Origin of the sequence: Leptospira fainei serovar Hurstbridge str. BUT 6 (assembly GCF_000306235.2) — a bacterium.
Taxonomy (GTDB): domain Bacteria; phylum Spirochaetota; class Leptospiria; order Leptospirales; family Leptospiraceae; genus Leptospira_B; species Leptospira_B fainei.
This window is the reverse complement of the sequence record NZ_AKWZ02000006.1, coordinates 1-18,705: the sequence shown is the minus strand read 5'-3', so window position 1 is coordinate 18,705 and position 18,705 is coordinate 1. Positions and strand designations below refer to the sequence as shown.

General features: G+C 43.8%; 14 protein-coding genes and 1 tRNA gene. 7 read left to right on the top strand and 8 right to left on the bottom strand.

Annotation, left to right across the window (positions count from 1 at the left end):
* Positions 1–17 precede the first annotated feature (17 nt).
* Both LEP1GSC058_RS07175 and LEP1GSC058_RS07170 read right to left on the bottom strand, forming a co-directional pair.
* Positions 18–1,049 (bottom strand): serine/threonine protein kinase, encoded by a 1,032-nt coding sequence (locus tag LEP1GSC058_RS07175; RefSeq protein WP_198014393.1) that lies wholly within the window; start codon positions 1,047–1,049, stop codon positions 18–20.
* Between the two features lie 75 nt (positions 1,050–1,124).
* Positions 1,125–2,948 carry a motility associated factor glycosyltransferase family protein gene (locus LEP1GSC058_RS07170; protein WP_016549047.1) on the bottom strand — a complete coding sequence of 608 codons (1,824 nt, stop codon included), beginning with the start codon at positions 2,946–2,948 and terminating at the stop codon, positions 1,125–1,127.
* A gap of 75 nt (positions 2,949–3,023) precedes the next feature.
* Here LEP1GSC058_RS07170 and LEP1GSC058_RS07165 point away from each other — a divergent pair, with 75 nt between their 5' ends.
* From LEP1GSC058_RS07165 to thiH, 3 genes are read left to right on the top strand one after another with little or no spacing between them, the layout of a single operon-like run.
* Positions 3,024–5,807: a chromosome segregation SMC family protein gene (locus LEP1GSC058_RS07165; RefSeq protein WP_039948155.1), complete on the top strand. Its 2,784-nt coding sequence runs from the start codon at positions 3,024–3,026 to the stop codon at positions 5,805–5,807.
* 6 nt (positions 5,808–5,813) lie between these two features.
* Positions 5,814–6,629, top strand: a complete 816-nt coding sequence (locus LEP1GSC058_RS07160; RefSeq protein WP_016549066.1) for a thiazole synthase — start codon at positions 5,814–5,816, stop codon at positions 6,627–6,629.
* Complete coding sequence (gene thiH / locus LEP1GSC058_RS07155) at positions 6,610–7,728, top strand: 2-iminoacetate synthase ThiH (protein WP_016548932.1); 1,119 nt, start codon at positions 6,610–6,612, stop codon at positions 7,726–7,728. The genes LEP1GSC058_RS07160 and thiH overlap by 20 nt, the downstream gene beginning before the upstream one ends.
* Positions 7,729–8,084: 356 nt before the next feature.
* Here thiH and LEP1GSC058_RS07150 read toward each other — a convergent pair whose 3' ends face one another.
* The 3 genes from LEP1GSC058_RS07150 to LEP1GSC058_RS07140 all read right to left on the bottom strand — a co-directional run bounded on the left by LEP1GSC058_RS07150 (position 8,085) and on the right by LEP1GSC058_RS07140 (position 9,861).
* Entirely contained in the window at positions 8,085–8,384 is a 300-nt protein-coding gene (locus LEP1GSC058_RS07150; RefSeq protein WP_039948154.1) for a Cys-rich protein, read from the bottom strand.
* 20 nt (positions 8,385–8,404) lie between these two features.
* Positions 8,405–8,478: transfer RNA gene (locus tag LEP1GSC058_RS07145), tRNA-Met, on the bottom strand.
* Positions 8,479–8,613: 135 nt separating this feature from the next.
* Complete coding sequence (locus LEP1GSC058_RS07140) at positions 8,614–9,861, bottom strand: hypothetical protein (RefSeq protein WP_016548972.1); 1,248 nt, start codon at positions 9,859–9,861, stop codon at positions 8,614–8,616.
* A gap of 318 nt (positions 9,862–10,179) precedes the next feature.
* Between LEP1GSC058_RS07140 and glnA the strand changes: the two genes are divergently transcribed.
* The gene (gene glnA, locus LEP1GSC058_RS07135) at positions 10,180–11,601 is read left to right on the top strand and encodes a type I glutamate--ammonia ligase (protein ID WP_016548959.1); all 1,422 of its coding nucleotides are present in this window, start codon (positions 10,180–10,182) and stop codon (positions 11,599–11,601) included.
* Positions 11,602–11,724: 123 nt separating this feature from the next.
* On the opposite strand, the gene LEP1GSC058_RS07130 is transcribed toward glnA, so the two are convergent.
* Positions 11,725–12,486, bottom strand: a complete 762-nt coding sequence (locus LEP1GSC058_RS07130) for a hypothetical protein (protein ID WP_016548942.1) — start codon at positions 12,484–12,486, stop codon at positions 11,725–11,727.
* 235 nt (positions 12,487–12,721) lie between these two features.
* Between LEP1GSC058_RS07130 and LEP1GSC058_RS07125 the strand changes: the two genes are divergently transcribed.
* Complete coding sequence (locus LEP1GSC058_RS07125; RefSeq protein WP_016548945.1) at positions 12,722–14,143, top strand: protein-disulfide reductase DsbD family protein; 1,422 nt, start codon at positions 12,722–12,724, stop codon at positions 14,141–14,143.
* Between the two features lie 100 nt (positions 14,144–14,243).
* Here LEP1GSC058_RS07125 and LEP1GSC058_RS07120 read toward each other — a convergent pair whose 3' ends face one another.
* Together LEP1GSC058_RS07120 and LEP1GSC058_RS07115 are read right to left on the bottom strand one after the other, a co-directional pair.
* Entirely contained in the window at positions 14,244–15,206 is a 963-nt protein-coding gene (locus LEP1GSC058_RS07120; RefSeq protein WP_016548958.1) for a prolipoprotein diacylglyceryl transferase, read from the bottom strand.
* A gap of 75 nt (positions 15,207–15,281) precedes the next feature.
* Positions 15,282–16,298, bottom strand: coding sequence for a M23 family metallopeptidase (locus LEP1GSC058_RS07115; RefSeq protein ID WP_016548921.1), 1,017 nt, complete (start codon positions 16,296–16,298; stop codon positions 15,282–15,284).
* A gap of 58 nt (positions 16,299–16,356) precedes the next feature.
* Here LEP1GSC058_RS07115 and pcnB point away from each other — a divergent pair, with 58 nt between their 5' ends.
* Together pcnB and LEP1GSC058_RS07105 are read left to right on the top strand one after the other, a co-directional pair.
* The gene (pcnB, locus tag LEP1GSC058_RS07110; protein WP_016548951.1) at positions 16,357–17,826 is read left to right on the top strand and encodes a polynucleotide adenylyltransferase PcnB; all 1,470 of its coding nucleotides are present in this window, start codon (positions 16,357–16,359) and stop codon (positions 17,824–17,826) included.
* Between the two features lie 108 nt (positions 17,827–17,934).
* Positions 17,935–18,705 (top strand): transposase (locus LEP1GSC058_RS07105; RefSeq protein ID WP_016549003.1); only part of this gene is annotated, 771 nt, incomplete at its 3' end.

The window sequence follows — 18,705 nt, the reverse complement described above, 5'->3', positions numbered from 1 at the left end:
CAGAAATCTCGTTTCCGTTATTCCAAATCCCAGAAGAAATCTTTGTTTGTCAGTTCTTGTACTTCTGCGAGAGATGGCGCTTCCTCGGTTAAACGTCCATCCCGGACCAAACCGGATGTAAGTCGCTCCAAATCGGTCGTTTCTCTTTCCCAATACTCGTCCGAACCGAAATGAGGAAACGCATTCGGAAAAGAAGGATCTTCCCATCGCTTAGCAATCCACGCGGAATAATGTATGTATCTCAGTCCGCGCAAGGGTTCGACAAGATGAAACCAGCTATCGGAAAAATCCCTAAATTCGCGGTAGCCGGATAGGAAAAGTTCTCGTTCATAATCCGATCTCGAATCACCGAAAGGCAATAACATCCAAAGATCCTGGATCGCAGGACCGGTTACGAAGTCGTCGAAATCGATGAAGCAAAAACCGTCTTCGGTCCGTATTAAATTTCCTTTATGACAATCGCCGTGAATTCTGTGGAACGGAACGTTCTTTGCGTTCTCTTGAAAGGATTGAAATACTTTATGTGCGGCCGTCTCATAACGATTCCTTAGGGAAGAAGGTAAAAAATTCTTTTCGACCAGAAAGCGTAGCGGTTCTTCTCCGAAATTCCGAACGGTAAGAGCGATTCGATGTTTTGCGGGCGCTGCGGCGCCGACATTATGAATTCTCGCTACCAACCTTCCTAGTACGGTCAAAGACGCCTCATCTAATTCTTCGACAAGCCTTCCTCTTTGTGCAGGCCAAAGAGTATAATATATTCCTTTTGTTTCCCGGATCGTTGTACCTTCTCTCAGTTTGATCGGAGCGATGACCGGAATTTCGGCTTCCGACAATTCGGTAAGAAAAGAATGCTCCTCTAGAATTTGATCCAGACTCCACCGTGCGGGACGATAGAATTTTACGATCAGATGACCGCCTTCTTCCAGCCCGACATCGTACACTCGATTTTCCAAACTGTTTAGGGCGAGACAATGACCGGAGACGGAATATCCGGCATCCTCTACCGCGGCCAAAACCGAGTCAATGTTCAGACGATTGTAAAATTCCAGACCCGGCGTTTCCATGTACGCTATTCTTTAAAATTATGAAAAGATTGCAAGGGTGTTTGCAGGTTCGGAGAACGTTTAACCCGCTAGAAGTTTACGCCTGAGTCCGGTGAATTCCTTAAGAACGGCTCCGAGAAACAAATCTTTTTTTCGGGAATCCTCCAAGCTATCTCGATGCCGAAGTATGTAAACTTCCGTCTTACGCACTAAATAACCTAAATCTTCCCAGCCGATTAAGGAGGCTTTAAATTCTTTGAGCAAAGTATCGTAAGTCGAGTCTTTCTTTTCCGGGTTAGAGAACGAAGTTTTAATCGTATCGATAACGCGCAACAAATCCGCCCTGAAATCTTGCGGAGAGCCGTCCGGTAAAATTTCGCGTAGATTTTCCGACTTCCATGCGGGTAAATTACGCCAGAAATACTCGTGATTCGGGAATCGGTTTAGAATTTCCGAAGCGAGTTCAGGATCTATGTTTCCGGTATTTTCGATCTTCGCTCCTTGGGTATTCACATTATAGACCGGGAATTCGAGGGATTTGGCGGATTCTTCGAACCAATGCCGATAAAGGTCCAGCACATAATCCGTAAGAACTTCGCCTCCGGTTACCGAAGGCACATAGCGAGTATCGCGCTTTCTTACGACAGATTCATTAATTTTTTCTAAACTAGTTTTTCTGTTTAATAAGGTCAGCCATTTTTCGTTATGATGAGTTCCGGTGGAATGGATTTCTCTACCGGAATATGCGAGATCTTGTCCTACCAAAAAACACGGTCTGCAGCCCAACCCGCGCAACAAATCGAAGGCGGTCGTCGCTACACTTCCTCCGGATTGAACATCTCCGATCGGGCCAAGCAAAGCCTCCGCGCTATGACTTCCCGCGGTTGCTTCCCTTTTTAATTCTCCCGATGCGTCCACGATATACTTCGCCGTCACGCTATGAACTATGGACTGAAATTTTTGGTTTCGTAGGATCGGAGGAGAGCTAACCAAATCCGCGAAGAGCGGGATTTGAGAAGTATCTTCACCCAAAAAATGAAAGACTGAATGAGTTTGTGCATCCAGAGTCATGATTCCATCGGGGACGATTCCATGTTTGAGTAAAACTTTCAAAGAAGTATCGCAAGAGAGAATGAAAACTTTATCGCGCACGGATCGAATCCATTCACATTGACGTCTTAGATTAGGACCGGCGGAAACAAGCAAAGATGGAACTCCTGCGAATTTTTCTTTTAAGGATTCTATGCGAGTACGCGGGTTATTCGCAGAAAGAAAATTCGAAGTATTCACAAGACTATTCTTCACCCAGATTCTTTCGAATTCGAACTTGGTCAGAAGATCGCTCATTTTCGAAGAAAGGACTTTGCGAAGTCTCATGTCCACTTCCGCATAAAAAGGTTCATCTTGCGAAATGCTGGCCGCGTTTCTCAAGATTCGAATTCCCGAAACTCGCTCGACCGGAAGGGATTCGACGTAATTCCAAAGAAGAGAGAGGGAATTTTCCCCTAAAAAAAGATGTCGTCCCGGAATATCCATGACGGACTCAAGCCAATCGTTCCAAAGCGGAAATAACAGATCTCTTTCTTTATCGACTAGTAAAAGGATCTGTCCGGGCTCCATTCTTGAGTGGACTTCACGGATCAGATGAGGATTTCCTAAGCCTAGAACTGCGACTATATCGGTGGAAGATATCTTGGTATTCTCCAATTGCCGTCGCGCTTGTGTCAGGGGGGAAACGGAACTCGCTAAAGCTCGTCCGTCACGAGAGAGAAAAACTTCTCCTTGGTTTTTCGCCTGGATGAGTTGGAATCGCGAAGGCTCCTCCGGCGACTCTCGGAAATAGAGTGCTAAGTAGGGCTTTTTCCCGAATATTTCTCTTGTTTTTTCCGGGAGATCGTGAGACATAATACTCCTAGGCATTCCAGAGTCTGCCCGATTCTGGTCACTTGCAATCAATTTCCCGAAGAAACAAAAAAAACCATGTATCTTAAAAGCCTGAATATTGTTGGATTCAAGACGTTTGCGGACGAGACAGAAGTGATTCTCGATCCGGGATTTACTGCAGTAGTAGGACCGAACGGTTCCGGTAAATCGAATATCGTAGACGCTTTAAAATGGGTGTTCGGAGAGAAGTCCGCAAAAGGACTCCGTGGAGAAAAGATGGACGATGTCATCTTCCACGGTTCCGAAGCTCGTAAACCTGCTGGGTATGCCGAAGTAAGCGTCGTATTCGATAATTCTTCCAAATTAATTAAGATGGATTATCCCACCATCAAGCTTACCCGAAGACTCTATGCGGATTCCACTAACGAGTATCTGATAAACGACTCTAGAGTGCAACGAAAGGATATTGAGAAAATCCTGATGGATACGGGTATCGGGAAGTCCAGCTATTCCATCATGGAGCAAGGAAAGGTGGATCGAATTCTGCACTCCAAACCCGAAGAGCGCCGATTGATCTTCGAGGAGGCCGCCGGAATTTCCCGCTTTAAGATGGAGCGTCAAGAAGCTCTAAAGAAATTGGCGGATACGAGCCAAAACCTACTTCGAATCCAAGATATCATGAATACCATGAAAAAGGAAATGGAAGTAAAGGAAAAGCAGGCGGAAAAGGCGGAGGAATATTTTCGTCTGAAGCAAGCTCTCGACGAGACGGATAAAATCATTCGATTTATTAAGTATGATACTTTGACCCGTAAATTGAACGCGTCGGAAACGGAGCTACGCGAAATTAAGGAAAAGAACCAGGTTTTATTGGAAAGAATCTCCGTCGAAACGGGACGGATCGAGCTATTGGATTCGGAAAAATCGGATTTGGAAAAGAAAGTAGCCGAGATCGATAAAAAACTTTTGGATCATCTAACTCAAACTCAGATTCAAAAAGACAAAGTCGAGAGTAATAAAGGAATTATTCAGGATTACCGGGATCGGATCTCGGACATACGAGATTCTCTAACCGGAGAAGAAGCCTCTTTAAGCATTCTTCAGATCGAGAAAGAGCGTTTGGAAAAAGACGCCGTGGATTTGGAAGCCGAAATCAAAAGTTTGGAAATCGGTATCGAGGATCTTCGAAAGCAAAAGACCGAATTGGAGTTTAAGATCGATCAGGAGAACGTATCCATTCAAGAAAAGGAAACGGAAATTCGCTTAAACGATAAGCGTCATGTAGAATTGAGGGACCGACTTAAAGAAGTTATCTTTGATTTGATTACCCAGCTCGAATCGCGAAAAAAAGAAGCACAAGAATCGGAAGTTCAGAGAAGCGAACTGAAAGAGATTTTGCTGCAGGAAGCTGATCGCCTGCATGAGGTAGGCGCTTTGCTTAAATCCGAATTAGAGATATCTTTTACCGAGGAAAATCGCGTACGGATTTTGACTCTTGCGTCCGGTTTAAATACCGGCGAATTCCAAGAGAAACTTTCCGACTATTTTGCTTTGGAGGACGGTCTTCGAAATTTGTTATTCGATCGGGACGGGTTTCTTTCGCAAAAAGAAGGCTTGGATCAAGAGATCGAAGATCTTATATTGGAAAACGAAAACCATACTCGATCCATTAAAGAATCCGGTATTTCCATAGAAACTTTACGGGAAGAAGTGGAAGGAAATAAGGAAAAAATCGTTTATCTTGAAAAACGAATTTTGGAGTTGAATTCGGAACGAAACGGAAAGATCGAAAGCGGGAAATCGATCGTTGAGAGGATTTTGGAGGCTGAAAAACGAATTCAGTCGGCTCAGGAATCCGCTAAGACTCTTCAGATACGGAAGTCCGAGTTTGAAAAGGAAGTCGCGGATTTGGAATTACAGATCGAAAACCGATACAACGAATTTTTAGAAATGAGTCGAGCTCTCGATTCGGAAAAGGAAGCGCTCCGTCATATCGTAAAAGAAATCCAAACGTTGAAAAACGAAATCCAGAAAAACCAGGAGGATTATAAGAATCTATTTCCTGTTTTGACCGAAAAAGAAAAGGCCGTATCCGTTTTCAAAGTCCAGTTGGAATCCTTTTCCGAAGAGTTATACAACGACTATTCCATTTCGGAGCAAGAGCTTTACGACGAATTTAAGGAGAAAAATTTCGAACGCGGAGAAAACGAATCTAAGCTTAAGAAATTTAAGTCGGAGATTCAAATGCTCGGTTCCATCAATCCGCTATCCATTGAAGAATACCGAAACATTAAGGAAATATACGAACATCATCGGACGCAAAAAGAAGATATCGAGAAATCTAAGAATGATATTGCCGAAATCTTAAAAAACATTAACGAAGAATCGGAGAAGCTTTTCCGAGAAACCTTCGAAAAAATTCGAGAGAATTTCCAGGAAACTTTCTCCACATTATTTAACGGCGGCCGTGCAATCCTCGAGTTAGTGGAAGGGGAGGACAGTCTAAATGCGGGTATCGAAATTATGGCGGAACCTCCGGGTAAGCACGTTCAAAATCTTCGCTTGCTTTCGGGCGGGGAAAAGTCCCTGACCGCAATCGCTTTGTTATTTGCCATTTATATGGTGAAACCTTCTCCGTTCTGTTTCTTGGATGAAATCGATGCGGCACTTGACGAAGCGAATAAACTTCGTTTTTGTCAGATTCTTGATAAGTTTAAGGATAAATCTCAATTTGTAGTGATTACTCACGCACAATCTACGATTCATAGAGCGAATTCAATTTTCGGAGTTACCAACGAAGAGCCTGGAATTTCCAAAATCATCAGCCTTCGTTTGGATCAAGCCAGAGATTTTGCCGGAAACGTTTCCGAGGCGGTCTAAATAGACATGGGCGAAGACTCGGACGAGTTGATTATCGCCGGCCGAATCTTTCGGTCGCGCCTTTTCTTGGGAACAGGAAAATTCTCTTCCTCTAAAGCTATGAAAGAGGCGATTCTCTCTTCGGAGACGGAAGTCGTGACTGTGGCTCTCCGCCGGGTTGATTTAGAATCGAAAGAGGATGATATCCTCTCACACATAGATCGCGAAAAGATTTTATTGCTTCCAAATACGAGCGGAGCTCGAAATGCCGAAGAGGCGGTGCGCTTAGCCAGGCTTGCTAGAGAATTAGGAGCAGGCAATTGGGTTAAGCTTGAAGTAACCCCGGATCCGGTTTATCTGCTACCTGATCCCATCGAAACGTTAAAAGCTGCGGAGATATTGGTAAAAGAAGGTTTTATCGTTCTACCGTACATCAATGCGGATCCGATCCTCTGCAAACATCTTGAGGATGCAGGATGCGCGACAGTGATGCCTCTTGGTTCGCCGATCGGAACCAATCAGGGAATTCGAACTCTTGCGAATCTTGAAATCATCATCGAGCAGTCTAAAGTTCCGGTTGTTATAGACGCCGGCTTGGGAGAGCCTTCGCACGCTTCTCAGGCTATGGAATTGGGAGCAGCTGCAGTTTTGGTTAATACTGCGATTGCTATCGCAAAGGATCCGAAAAAAATCGGATATGCGTTTAAGCTTGCCACCGAGGCAGGTAGAATTTCCTATAAATATGGCGGGGCAAAAATGCATCTTCGCAAAACGGCGAATGCATCCAGTCCGTTGACCGGCTTTTTAGAAGAAGAAACCCGAAATGTACACGGAGCTCTTTGATTCCACACCATTTTCCGAAGCGTCCGAAAGAGTCTTATCTAAGACGAAATACGATGTAGAAGCCGCTTTGGACAAATCCTCTAATGGCCGTCCGATAACGTTTGAAGAATACCTCGCGCTTATATCTCCGTCCGCGGATAGCTATTTGGAAGAAATGGCAGCTCTTTCCCAACATTGGACTCGAAAGAGATTCGGAAATATCGTATCCCTATATATGCCTATGTATCTTTCTAATGAATGTCGTTCTTCCTGCATTTATTGCGGATTCAGTTATGAAAACAAGATTCCGAGAAAGACGTTGAGCGAAGAGGAGATCCATCGAGAAGCGCAGATACTGCATGCAAAAGGAATCAGGCATTTAGTATTCTTGACCGGGGAGGAATATTCCAAAACAAATTTGGAATATTTAAAAAACGCCGTCAAAATTCTCAGGCAATATTTCGATTCCATTTCGATAGAGATTTATCCGATGGACGTCATACAATATTCGCAATTGATCGCGGAAGGGGTGGAAGGACTTGTCGTTTATCAGGAAACCTACGATCCTGATGTTTACGTTAAGTATCATCTGCGCGGCATAAAAAAAAATATGCATTATCGATTGGAAGCTCCCGATCGCGGAGGCATTGCCGGCTTTAGGAGAATCGGTCTAGGGACTTTGCTCGGATTAGCGAATCCTTACGGAGAAATGTTCAAATTAGGAGAGCATGCATCCTATATATCGAAAAGTTATTGGAGAAGTACGGTCCAGATTTCTTTACCCAGGATGAGACCGGCAGCCGGCGATTTTAATAGAACGATTAAGATCAATGATCGGGAATTTGTACGCTTTCTATTTGCGTTGAGATTATTTCTTCCTGATTCAGGGATCGTTCAATCCACTCGCGAGACTCGCAGAATGCGGGATCACTTGGCGGGTTTAGTGGTAACCCATATGTCCGTGGAGTCTAGAACGGATCCTGGCGGATATTCGGGGGGTGAAGCATTGAAGCAGTTTGAAATCGAAGATGAAAGACGGATTCCGGAAATTTTAGAGATGCTACGATCAAAAGGTTTAGATCCTGTATTTAAGGATTTTGATTTGGCGTTTTTGAGATAGCCCCACCCTTACACACCCTTATTGGGCGGGGGCCGGATCGGTGGTACCCGCTCCGAAGCCCCTCGTTAGCACAATCCCGCTTTTTTGGAAACCCTTTTTCTTAGCGAGCTTGCGTTGGAGCTCCTACAGTCTTTTTTGAGGCCTTGTTGACAGTTCGGATAATTCGTGATAAATAACTTTGCTTCGAGAAACAGCTCCTATCCCCACCCGGGAAGTGTGTGCTTCTAACAAAAACAAGCATCCCCGCATAATGGAACACCAGTCTGAACGCTGCATACAAAAAAGCCGAGACAATTTAATGATCTCGGCTTTTCATAATGACCGACATAGGAATTCCCTAATCGGTTGGAACGATACTATTTCTTTTCTTTAGATTTATAGGTATTTACGAGACAGGCGTGAAAGGGAACGCACTGATTCGAGTGGTTTTCATAACACTGGGTGACTGCGGGAAAGTTTTTACGACAGGTATTTAAGCATCCGGACGAAACCTTCGTTTGTTCCTCCGCACTGAATTTTTTCTTCGTTTGAGATTCAACGCAATTTACGTAAAAATCGCAAATTTGCCCGCACGCGGGGTTTTGTGCTTTTAAATTGCTGGAACCCAACAACGTGGAAACTAAGAGAGTTAGGGTGAGTAGGAGAGTCTTATTCATAGGCATAAATTTTAATGTACTAGCGACGCAGGGATTCGAACCCCGGACCTGCGGATTATGATTCCGTTGCTCTAACCGGCTGAGCTACGTCGCCGTCATTCCTCTGGATGAAATCTGTTTCCAGACTTCCCCGGTCATTTTTTCTTGAATCCTCTCTTTGTCAAAGATTTCTCAAGGTGCAAAAAGGGATTGAAATGGAACAAGGTCAATATCCAAGTTTATTGGACCTTCATTGAATGAGCTTGTTCCAACTTTCGGCGTTTTTTCCATTATCGGAAACAAATTCTTTACTGAGGTTGTTTCGTTCTAAAAATAGATTTTTCAGACTTTCTTCGTAGATTTTTCCCAGATATTCCCACTGTTTCCGTTCCGTCGTCGAGGATGGAACGTATTTAGAATGCGCCTCTCTAAGCAGAAATTGCCGAGGAAGGATTATTTCATCTAATTCTCGTAATCTGTTTCTTTTTTGGCGCTCTATCTTTACCGAGGTGATTCCGTATTCCATCTCCAAATATTTTAATAATTGTCGATCGCTTCTTCCGGTATACTTGTCGATTAATCGAATCGTTCTCTCTTCGAATAGGGCCTCGATTCCGGACTCCAATTCGCCTACGGGAATCTGCCCGATCCAAGTTTCTAATTTTGTCTTGGCTTCATCTTTCTTCGGTCGTTCTTCAATCCAGAGCGAAATCAATCTTTCCCACGCATCCGTCCAGATAGCGGTCACTAAAAGTAAATGAAACGAGAATGAAAAATATGCGTTAGGGCGATATTCCAGGATCGTTCCTTCCGTTTCATTAAGTTCGCCCAATGCCTTTAAAACATGATTATATTTTCTTAATACTCTTGTCAGAATAAATTCTCTCACAAGAGAACTTAGTTGACCCGATTCGCCGAGTTCCTTCCATTGAATTCTTAAAACTCTTTCCGGCGAAATCGAAGAACCGAAAAGAAGCGCTTCAGGGAGAATTAAATCTCTAGAAACGGTAAAATCATTATTTTTTGAAGCCCAGGAGTTGGAAAGAAGTAGAATCGAGTTGAATCTTGAATCTATCGCTTCCGAAAAGGTAACAATCGGATAATTGGGGATTTCCATATTCAAAATTTCTTCGGCTTGCTGACGAATCCGCTGCAAATCTTTCAGGATCTGAAAGAAGGCTTCGGTGACGCTTCCGGGTGCATCGGTCCATAAAATTAATCGATTCCCGTGCAAGATGGGCGGCAGAAGAAATGAAAGTTTTCGTTCCGGATCGGATTCTGTCGGAGTTGCCTGAATCGGAAATCCTTCGAATTTCGATATTTCGCTCCAGCCTTCGGTTCCTATCGGCAGAAAGGAATATTCCGTAGCACCGTTCGCATTTCCCCATTCTATTATGGCGGCCCAATATTGTCTCTGGACGGAGAATTCTTCCGAATTTTCTTTCGATTCCGAAATCCGGAGGTCACCAGGGCTCGGCCAAACTACCTCATTCCTCATCGGTTTCCCCTTGAGTACGATTTGAGCGGAGTGTACCGGATCGGTACAAGCGCAGGCTAAAAGGAGAGCGTGTTCGCACTCTTGAAAATTCCATTGAATCCATTGATGTGGAGTTTTTTCCTGATTGCCTCCGCTTCAAGGATTTTTAGCCTGAGCAGGAAGAGCTTTCCTTTCTTTAGTTAAGGTTTCGGGAAGAAGACTCGGATTACTAGGAAAAGCAAATTGCGAGTTGGCACGTGTTTTGCATAATTCTTGACGACCACGCATAGACGTGTGAATTAGAGACCCCTAGTAGAAAAACATAGGAGACACAGATCAATGGCTAAAAACGCCGCAGAGGTGATCGCTTACGCTAAAGCGAATAACATTCTTTTTTACGATTTCCGGTTCACGGACATTAAGGGTGCTTGGCACCACGTATCCTACCACGTTGATTCAGTGGGTGAGGATACTCTAAAGGGGCTTCCTTTTGACGGTAGCTCAATTCCCGCATGGCAACCGATTGACAAATCGGATATGCAACTGATTCCGGATCCAACTTCGATCTTCCTCGATCCTTTTACTGCAGATCCTACCTTGGTAGTAATTTGCGACGTATGGGATATTTATAAAAACCAAGCTTACGAAAAATGTCCTCGTTCCATCGCTAAGAATGCCGTGAAATACCTGCAATCTAGCGGAATCGGTGATACCGTATATTTCGGACCGGAAAACGAATTTTTCATTTTTGACGGATTGAAAGTTCGCGATGCCATCAATATTCAATATTATGAATTAGAGTCATCGGAAGGTATTTGGAATTCTCATACCGATATGCCTGGTTCCATCAACACCGGTCACCGCCCTGGAACGAAAGGCGGCTATTTCCCAGTTGCTCCGGTAGATTCTCAAGTGGATCTTCGCGCCGACATCGTTAAAACTCTGCATAAAATCGGAATGGAAACTTTCGTCGTTCACCACGAGGTTGCGCAAGCTCAAGGAGAAATCGGAGTTAAATTCGGAACCTTGATCGAAGCTGCCGATAATGTTCAAAAATTGAAATACGTCGTAAAAAACGTTGCTCACAAGTGGGGAAAGACCGCGACCTTTATGCCGAAACCTCTTTACGGAGATAACGGTAACGGTATGCACTGCCATCAATCTATTTGGAAAGGCGGTAAGAACCTATTCGCAGGTAACGGCTATCAAGGACTGAGCGAAATCGCTCTACATTACACTGGCGGCGTATTGAAGCACGGAAAAACCGTTGCCGCATTTACGAATGCTTCCACTAACTCTTACAAACGCTTATTACCAGGGTTCGAGGCGCCTGCGATTTTGGCATACTCTGCTCAAAACCGTTCGGCTTGTGCTCGTATCCCCTTCGTAAGCGGTGAAAAAGCCAAGCGCGTAGAGTTCCGCTTCCCCGATTCTTCCGCAAACCCGTATCTGGCATTCTCGGCAATGTTAATGGCAGGCTTGGATGGAATTCAGAATAAGATCGATCCGGGTCCGCCTCGGGAAGAGGACTTGTTTGAATTAACTCTGGACGAAATTCGTGAGAAGGGAATTCAGCAAATGCCTCATACGTTAAGAGAAGCGATCGAGCATATGCTTGCAGGAAAGGAAATCTTCAAGAAAGGAAGCGTCTTTACTGAAGAGTTCATTCAGACATACAAGGCTTACAAATTTGAAACCGAAATTTGGCCTTGGGAAGGACGTCCGCATCCGTTCGAGTTCCTAACTACGTATTCTTGCTAATAAGCAAGCGTCGGTAGTAACTAAAACCCCGAGCCTAACAACTCGGGGTTTTTTATTTTGAACCGATCTTCTTACTCGCCGAGGGAATTTTTTCAACAAGTAGGATCTGCAGTTTTTCCGGGCTTATGGAATTTGATCTAGGTTAGGCCTATCGGCATCAGGATATTTGGTCAGATATTCACTTACTGTTTCACGCTTTTTCGTCAGACGACTTCGGTGGTCCGAAATGATTTTTCCAAAGTCTAATTTTCCGGTAATTATTTCGAAGCGTTCCGTTTCCATCGTTCCGAGGTCAAGGTCCGAATCGTTTTCCGAAGCCTCGTCTGCGTATTTGACTGCCTGTTCCCAATATGGAATCGCCTCTTTATAAAAACCGTCGGCGACTTCGAACGATTGCTTAAGTTCGTGGGCGAAATCCAGGTTATAGAAGTAGAGATGTCTTTTATCGAATTGCGAGGCGATTCTCATATAAGATCTCATAATTTGGAGGTTGATATGCATGAATAGAAGAAGACGATACTTATGATATTCCTCCTCATTTTTCACCTGGCAAAGCGCGTTTCTAGGATGGCGAAACCTTCGATTCAAGCCGGCTTTTAAAAAAAAGATATTTCGACGAAGTTCATTCTCTTTATAATGCAATTTTAAGCCGTATAGCTCGTAATAATCCTCTAAGAATTTAGGCTCCCATTTGTGAAGTTTGTACGGTACCCAATCGGAGAATTTGGTATAAACGCCGTTCTTTTCGTATTCGTAATTATAGTCTAGATCGGGTTCGGCGCTGATTGAAACTGGAACCGAGATAAGGAAGGAATTACCCGAAAATACGAGTCCCAGTGCGAGAATGACTCCGATCGATCGCAGTGAGGGGGATTTTTCCTTCATCAGAATTTCTATCGGCAATTTTAGACGGGTCCAAAAACGTAAATTAGCGACTTTTCCTGTCCATTGTAGTATCTTTCGACGTCAAAGAGGAGAGTTCAGAAAATCAATGTTAGGATGGCAGGATTCTGAATTGACCCTTGAAGCCCATGCCTGTAATTAGGTGGAGAGCAATCAAAGCGGTTCTTCTCATTTTCGAGAATACACTGGCCGATTTCCGGTCTAAAACATACAGCACATGCACAGACCCGCGATAATAAAAAACATCGGCTTTCGTCCAATCAATGTAATTGCCGTTATCTTGGTTGTTCTTGCCCCATTGCAGCTTTGGGCGGAAGGATCTATCTCTCCGAATGCGGTGCAGTCCCTAAACCGATGGATAGAGAATGGAATTAACGGCGAATCCTTCTCTGTCTTTAGTGCGGTATTCCTATTTGCGGGCGGATTATTTGCGAGCTTACTCCCATGTGTTTATCCCTTGTATCCTATTACGGTCGGGATCATCCAGAGTCGAGGGCAATCGACAGAGAGTAAAATTCTACATCCGCTCTTATACTATGTAGGTCTTTCCTTCATGTATCTCTGCTTCGGAGTTCTTGCCGGCCTGACCGGCGGCGCTTTCAATACGATTCTTCGTTTTCCCGTGACCAATTTAATTTTATCGATTTTAATTTTTCTTTTAGCTCTTGCTTCCGTAAATTTGCTACATATACCGGGGCGTTATTCGAATAATACGAAGGGTTATCAAGGTTGGAAGGGAACTTTTCTTTTGGGAATGGGCGCCGGTTTCTTGTCATCTCCTTGTGTCGGACCGGTAGTTGTTGCGATACTAATCCAGGTCACTGCGGGAGTGGGCTCCGTATCAATTTCCTCTCTTGCGTTAGCTTCCGTTAAAATGACTCTGTTTGGTATGGGATTAGGGCTTCCATTCTTGATGATCGGTGTTTTCGGCCTGCATCTTCCAAGATCGGGAAAATGGTTAAAGTGGATTCAAATGTCACTCGGGCTTTTAGTTTTTTACTTTGCCTGGCTATATTATATAAAGGCGATGAATCTTTGGGGAGTTCAAAACCATCTTAGCATATCGATACTTGTAGCCGGATTAGGAATTTTCTTAACGAGTTATTTTTATCAAAATAAAATTCTTCATAAGACTGAGCGAACTAAAAAAGCGTTATTGTTAACCGGTTCGGTTTTGTTTATCGCATTGTTTATTCGACTGGTCGGTTGGGGAACCGCACCCGACGTATATAAAGAGGATCTCATCGAACAGCATGGAAATTTAGGTTGGCATCGAGTTTCGCAGGCCGCTTTTGAAGTCGCAAAATCCGAAGCCCGCCCGGTCTTCGTGGATTTTTACGCCGATTGGTGCACAAATTGTAAGGAGTTCGAAGAGCTAACACTTTCGGACCCGGAATTAAATAAGGCTTTGAACCATGCGGTTCTTTTGAAAATAAAAGATGACGATAAAGAATTTCAAAGTTTTGAACAAGATCCTAGATTTCCCGAATTAAAAATCGGTCTCCCGTTCTTCGTCATTTTCTCACCCGACGGTCAGGTACTATTTAAGACGAATAATTATCTTAATACTCCGGATATGATTCGAACTATTCGCGGTGAATTCGTACAAGCCAAAGTAGAAAATTACAAAACCAATTAACTAACTTTGCGACGGATTGAAAATACTCCGATAGTCTCTTTCTCGGGTATAAATAGCGTTATCGAGATGGAGACTATCGTTATAGAAAGATTGGAACAGTTTACGCAGATACTTGAGGAGTTTCTTTCTCCCAGAGTCGCCACTTAATAATGAAGTAAATTCCTACGAGAATGAGCGCGATAGAAACATACTGAGATTGCGAAAAACCGTGCCAATAGTAACCGGTTAGAAATTCAGGATTTCCGTCCGCTGCCGGAATGTTCACCAATTTCGGCGGATCGATGAAAGGGATCACCGCTTTATTTACCCGGAGAAATTCTACCCCTAATCTTGCCAGTCCATGAAGAATCAGATACTGCGCACCTATGCTGAATTTACGAAAGTTTTGAAATCTCGCCCAACCTTGGAAATAAGCGAAATAGCCGAATGATATGACGGATTCGATAATCGGCGTATTCCAAACCGGGACCCCGGATGGATGAGCTCCCTCGTAATTGAAAACGAGTAGGGGAATTCGAATATCAGTCGCGAATCCATAACAACCGTCACCGGACACAAAACATCCCAAGCGACCGATTGCGTAACCTAATGCCATACTCGGAACCGAAGCGTCGAGATATGATTTAACATCCAAGTTGTGTCTGAGAATATAAAGAGTTACGAAGAGAAGTCCGAATAAAAATCCTCCGTAAAAAACAAGCCCACTTCCCGAGAAAAGGCTGCTCCAAAGGCCGGGACGGCCGGGAAAGCCGTTATAATGGGTTATGGGGTAAAGATACTTACCGTCAAAACCGGGGGTATCCACGAATACCTGATCCCAAATTTCAAAAATAAAAAAGATTTTTGCTCCGACAAGAGTACCGATAACGCCTAGGATTAAAAGCCAATCGGCATGCTCCGGCTCTAATCCTTTTCGTTCTAATTCTTTAGGCAGAAGATAAGAGGCCGCTAAAAAGGCCATTACGACTAAAAGACTGAACGTGGATAATCCATGCCAGTCTCTGCTGATATACTCTTGAACAAAGTTCATGAGCCATTTTGGAACGGGAATAACTTCGAACATGTTTCCTACTTTGGATCTATCTTCCCTAGTATTTTGTTCCCCAAAACGGGAGGGATTTCGGGGATTTTATTTGTACTATTCCATATTCACGAACTCGGCAGGGTCCATGGGAGGATCGTAGCCGATATGAACTTCGTAATGAACGTGAGGCCCGGTCGCCTTACCAGTTGAGCCCACGAGGCCGATCAGATCCCCTCTATTTACAACCTGATCTTTCTCAACAAGTACCTGAGAGCAATGCCCATATACCGTATAAAAACCGTTTAAGTGATTGATCCTTATACTTCTTCCAAGGCCGCCCGCCGACTGCCCGTTATCCGCGATGATTCCCGGAGCGGTTGCATAAATCGGAGTTCCTTCTCCGGCGGCAAAATCGATTCCGGAGTGGAACTCTCCTAATTGTACAAGCCCGAACGGATCCACGCGACCACCGAATGTGGAAGTCACAAAACCGACTCCGGGTTTTAGAGGACGCCCTCTCGGCATAGAATACAAGATCGACTCTCTTTCTTCCAAATAATCAAAGGCATTTTGAAATGCATGTTTTATTTTAAAGAGTTCAATATTGCGTTCGGCAAAACCTTCGACAGTATCCTGATACAAATCCATGTTAGTCGAAGATTCCGGCACGTCTTTTTTTAAACTGAATTCCGGGACGTAGTCAAAAGTTAATATGCGTTTCCAGGGAACTTCGTCCCACGCCACTAAATTTAATTGCTCGGTTTTACGCTCAAGTCCGGAAATTTCTTTCTTGGCGTCTTGCAAAAGAGAATCATAGTACAAAAATAAGCCGACATTGTTATCTGTTTTTCTAATCAGCTCCCTATCAGGCTCGAAAAAGAAGTTCATATAAATGACAAATGCAGCTGCGAGCAGGAACAGCGCGCAACCTAGAGCGGTTAAGAAGATCGCCATAAAGACGCTCACTTCCAAATTGAAAACGGCTTCATGATCGTGGGGAACTAAGAGAAAGGAAATTTTTCTGGATCCTTTTTCCCGGATTCGAGCCCAGCTCGAGCATGCGCGAAGGTATGATATTTTCAATCGTTCACGATAACTCGGTTGGTCTTCGAACTTTGCCTCTATGTTCATAGATTTTTACTTGCAGGTAGGGGTCCGAGGGGGATTATAGGACTGTACATCCTATCATATGAAATTCCTGTCCAATCTATTCAAGAAAAAAATAGGATCCGTCGAAGACATTCTAATTTACCCGGATGGAAAGCGATTCTACCGGGATGCTCATCCGATTCGGAAGAATATGATTGATGAGGACGCGGTCAAGATTATTCACCGCCTTCATAAATTCGGATACAAGGCCTATATCGTTGGCGGAGGCGTCCGCGATTTACTTCTCGAGCGTAAGCCGAAAGACTTCGACGTCGTGACTAACGCTACTCCGAATCAAATTAAAAAAATCTTTAATAACTGCAGAATCATCGGACGTCGATTTAAGATCGTTCATATTTTGTTTCGGGGAAAAGTAATCGAAGTAAGTACCTTTCGATCTCTTCCCGAACATCGCTTCGGTAAGCATGTCGAAGAGCAAGATTATCTGATCAAGCGGGATAATAAATTCGGAACTCCGCAAGAAGATGCGGCTCGTCGGGATTTTACTATCAATGCGCTGTACTACGATATCCGAAACGATTCCATCGTCGACTATGTCGGCGGATTCGACGACATCCGAAATAGACAATTGCGGGTGATCGGAAATCCTGAAATTTCTTTTCGCGAAGATCCTGTTCGCATGCTCCGCGCGGTAAAATTCGCCGTGCTACTCGGTCTTAAGATCGATAGAGGTACTTCCAAATCCATTAAGAAGAATACGTCCGAACTGGAGAAAGCATCCACTTCGCGCATGCTGGAAGAATACAATAAAATCTTTCGAACTTGGAAGACATCTCTGATTTTTCAAGGGATGGCGCAAAATCATCTTTTGGATGTTCTTTTTAAGGAAGCTTTCGAAAAAGAGCGAAAAAAGAATGCGGACTTCGGCGATAAATTTCTTCAAACCCGTATCGGTAAACGTCTAGTAATTGCGGATAAATTACTTTCCGAGCGGGAGGAATTGACTCCTCAAATCTTTTACGCCCTTCTATTTTCGGACATCGTTCAAGATGCGGTTTCTAAAAAAGGAGGACATCTAGTCGCTTCATTGAAGACGGCCCTCGAACCTATTTTCCAACGATTGGGTACTCCGAAAAAGGATAAAGAAAGATTAATTAAAGTCTTCGCATCTCAGGAGCGATTTTATCATACCGAGGACGAAAAAGCCTCTCAAAATAATTTCTTCCGGAAAAAGGATTTCTTTTACGACGCGTTCTACGTTTTTAAAATCAATGCGATTGCGGATAATAACGACAATGCATTACAATGTGCGTTCTTTTGGGAGATCTCCGTGCGAAAACGCCCCGTTCCTCCTTCAGGCAAAAGGGAAGGGCGCCCGTCTCGGAGCAATCATCGGAGAGAAGGCGCGAATTTTAAAGGAAGAGGTGGAAGACCGGATCGCGAAAGGAATCGTAGATCTGCCGCCGAAACAGAGGAAGAAAATTCAGACCAGCCGGTCGATCGACCTGGCCGTGGAAATGCTTCCGATTCTACCTATGACGAAGAATAAATTCTTTTGATTTAATTCCGTTGGGCAAGGAAGGATTCCCCACCCTTCCTGGGTGGGGAGCCTGTTGAAAAAGGGATGCAATTTTAGGGAACTTGCTAGATTTACGGAATGGCAAAGTTCAAGAATACGGATCCGAATCAGCTTAGAATGTACGTTTTAGAGTTCAAGGAATTGTTCGGGGAAGAACATCCGATTCACGGTTTTAAGAAAGTCATTGATCGGTTAGATTTCGAAGATTTCGAAAAGAATTACCAGAATGATGAGACTGGCAGACCTGCAATTTCACCGAAGAAAGTTATTTCGGCTCTTTTTTATTCCATTTTAATCGGCAATATCTCGATGCGGGAACTCTGTAGGTTATCCAAACTCAGAGCTGAATTGATCTATCTTCTGGATGGAGAAGAGCTGGATCATAGTTTTATCTCAAAGTTCAGAAAGACTCACAGAACTGAAATCGAAGATCTATTTTCTCAAACGGTATTTCTCGGTTACGAAAGCGGTTATATAGATTTTGAAACCGTTTCCATAGATGGCACTAAGATAAAGGCGAATGCGAATCCCGATGATATAGGGGACCTGGAAAAATTCGAGCTTAGACTTGAACAAATCGAAAAGGTAAGTAAGGTCAAATTTCAAGAATGGGAAAAGTCTGCCGATATGGATCGTTCTCAAATTCGAGACAAAAGAAAAGAATTAGAACTAAAGGCAGAAAAGCTTCAGGATGCGGTAAAATTCCTAAAAAAGCACAAAGACCGTCGTAGAGTCCATCTCTATGAGAGAGATTGCGATCTACAGAAAAAAGGAAACGTATTCCTGGTAGGTTACAATGCTCAAGCGGCGGTCGATTGCAAATCCAACATGATCATTTCTCACAGTGTG